Below are 2798 nucleotides of genomic sequence, written 5' to 3'. Positions count from 1 at the left end.
GGATAGGTGACGGCAGCGGCTGCGGGCAGCGCGTGGCCGGCGCCGGCCGCATGCGCGCAAAGCTGGCAATCGCCCGCGTGCTTGGCGCCGTGCGGCGCGGCCTCGTGGGCAGCGAGCAGGCTCTGCGCGGCGAACAGTGCAATTGCCAGCAGGCACACGTTCAGGATGCGACGATTCGAGCCCATTGATTGCCGACATTCTGGCGTGAGAACCAACATGTTATAGCGTAACGTCTGGCTACGGTAGATTGAGCCCACTCTGTTTATGGCGAACCCGCTGTTGCGGTTCAGCCAGTATTGCGCATGCCGGCCGCGATCGCGTTGAGAGTGCGCAGCAGCGGACGCAGTAACTCGTCTTGCGCCTGTTGCTCCGGCGCGAGCTTTCGGTGGCGCTTGAGCAACATAATCTGGATGTGATTGAGCGGATCGAGGTAAGGACTGCGGCGCTGCAGAGAGAGTCTGAGCATTGTGTTATCGGCCAACAGTTCATCGACCTGGGCGACCTCGCGAACCTGTATTACGGTGCGCTCGTATTCCAGTTTTATCATGCCGTAAATGTCGTCGGCGACTGCCACGTCGCGGCACAGATCGGCGTATTCGCGGGCTATGGCCATGTCCGCTTTCGCGAGCGACATCTGCGTGTTGTCTATCAGCGTGCGAAAAAATGGCCATTCCTGGTACATTGCCTGCAGACAACCGAGGCGCGCCGGATCCTGCGCGCGCAGTTCTTCCAGCGCGTAACCGATGCCGTACCAGGCTGGCAGGGTGTGGCGCGACTGCGCCCAGCCGAACACCCACGGAATGGCGCGGATGGAGTGCTTGGAGCGATCTTTCTGCTTGCGATGCGAGGGCCTGGAACCGATGTTGAGCTGACCGATCTCGACCACCGGCGTCGCTTCGTAGAAATAGTCGAGCAGACCTTGCGTGCGATCGGTCAGATCGCGGTACGCCTGCTCGCCGAGCTTCGCCAGCGCGTCCATCGCCGTCAAATGTTCTTCCAGATGCTCATCCACGGTTACCAGCAAATGGCTGCTGGCCTTGAGCAGGCCGGTGGCGCCCATCGTCAATTCGTAGGTCGCTGTTTCCTGGTTGCTGTATTTGTAGGATAGCACCTCGCCCTGTTCGGTAATCTTGATCCGGCCCTGCACCGTGCTTGGCGGCTGCGCCATGATCGCGTCGTGAGTAGGGCCGCCACCGCGCCCGATGGTGCCGCCGCGACCATGAAACAGATAGCACTGCACGCCGAAGCGCTCCGCGATCGCCACGACATTCTGTTGCGCGCGGTAGAGGCTCCAGACGGACGCGAGAATGCCACCATCCTTGCACGAATCCGAGTAGCCCAGCATGACTTCCTGGCAGTTGCCCGACGCGCGCAACAGCTCACTGTAAGCCGCCTGGCTGAAGAGGCGGGTCAGCACGTCTTGCGCGTGCGCGAGATCATCGATGGTTTCGAACAGTGGCGAGATGCGAATGCGGCAGTGCCAGCCGCCGTCGGCATCGCGTCCGGCTAGCCCCGCGAGACTTGCGAGGAACATGACCTCCACCACGTGCGAGGCGCGGTGAGTCATCGAGATTACGTAGCTGCCGAACGCCTGTGGGCTGATTTCCTGGCGCATTTCGGCCATTACGTAAAAGACTTCCAGGACTTCGCGCGTGGTCTCGGTGAGGCTCATCTCGTCGAGCGGAAACGGCGTTGCCGAGTTCGCCAGCAGGTCTTCGAGCAGGCGCAGTTTGTACCCTTCGCTAAGCTCTGTGTAGTTCTGCGTGCGGCCCGAGCGTTCGAGGATTTCGGCGACCGCCGTGCTGTGCGTGCACGATTCCTGCCGCAGGTCCAGCCGCGCCAGATAAAAACCGAATGTCTCGCCCAGCCGGATCAGATCTTTGAGTTTGCCGCCGGCGAGATTGGCGTCACCATGCGAGCGCAGCGAATCGCGGATTACGTAGAGATCGGCGAGAAAGTCCTGCTCACAGGCGTAACCCTCGCCCAGCGAGCCTTGCAGGTAACCGGCCAGACGTTCGTCGGCCAGCAGTCTATTGCGCTGCAACCGGTACGCCATGATGGCGAGCTTGCGCCGATAGGGCTCTTTCGCAAACTGATCCGGATTATCCCGAAACGCGGTGCGCGCGATCAGGCGGTCACGCTCCAGCGAAGCCTTGAACGGCGCCGAGGTCGTTACCAGCTGATCGGAATGGGTGAGGATATTGCCTAAGCCCTGCACCCGCTCGAGGTAGGCCTGCAGCACGGTACGGCATTGCAGACGCATCGCGGCGCGCGTGACATCGGGAGTGACATATGGATTACCGTCGCGATCGCCCCCGATCCAGGAACCGAAGCTCAAGAAACTGGGGACGCGGATGCGGGCGCCGCTGTCGTCATCGGCGTAAATGCGCTTGATGGCGCGCTCCAGATTACGGTAAACGTCCGGCACAGACTGAAAGATCGCGTTGCGAAAGTAATAAAGCCCGTTCTGGACCTCGGCTTCCACGCTGGGTTTGTTCAGCCGTACCTCGTCGGTTTTCCACAGTATCTGGATTTGCGCGTGCAGGCGCGCGACGATTTCGTCGCGCTGATATTCGCTCAGCTGGCTGTTATTCAATTCCTCGCCGACCAGAAATATGCGCCGTAAGCCCTCCATCACCGTGCGTCGCTTCGCCTCGGTAGGATGCGCGGTGAACACCGGCATGAACGCCATTTCGTTCAGCAGCGTCTGCAACTGTTCGGCGGTCACGCCGCGTTCGTTAAACGCGCGCAGGGTGTCGTCAAAGGAGCCGCGCCATAACGGCTTGCCAGTGGTGACC

The 2798-nt window shown here is 61.2% G+C and carries 2 protein-coding genes; both read right to left on the bottom strand.

Features of this window, described 5'->3' with window-relative positions; genetic code table 11:
• A partial coding sequence (locus H0V34_03675) for a hypothetical protein (GenBank protein ID MBA2490827.1) occupies nt 1–218 on the bottom strand: 218 nt, incomplete at its 3' end.
• Nucleotides 219–286: 68 nt separating this feature from the next.
• The coding region (gene ppc / locus H0V34_03670) for a phosphoenolpyruvate carboxylase (GenBank protein ID MBA2490826.1) at nt 287–2798 on the bottom strand (2512 nt) is incomplete at its 5' end.

The sequence above is a fragment of the Gammaproteobacteria bacterium genome (genome assembly GCA_013696315.1).
Taxonomy (GTDB): Bacteria; Pseudomonadota; Gammaproteobacteria; order JACCYU01; family JACCYU01; genus JACCYU01.
The sequence above is the reverse complement of the archived record's forward strand: the minus strand, read 5'-3'. Positions and strand labels throughout refer to the sequence as shown.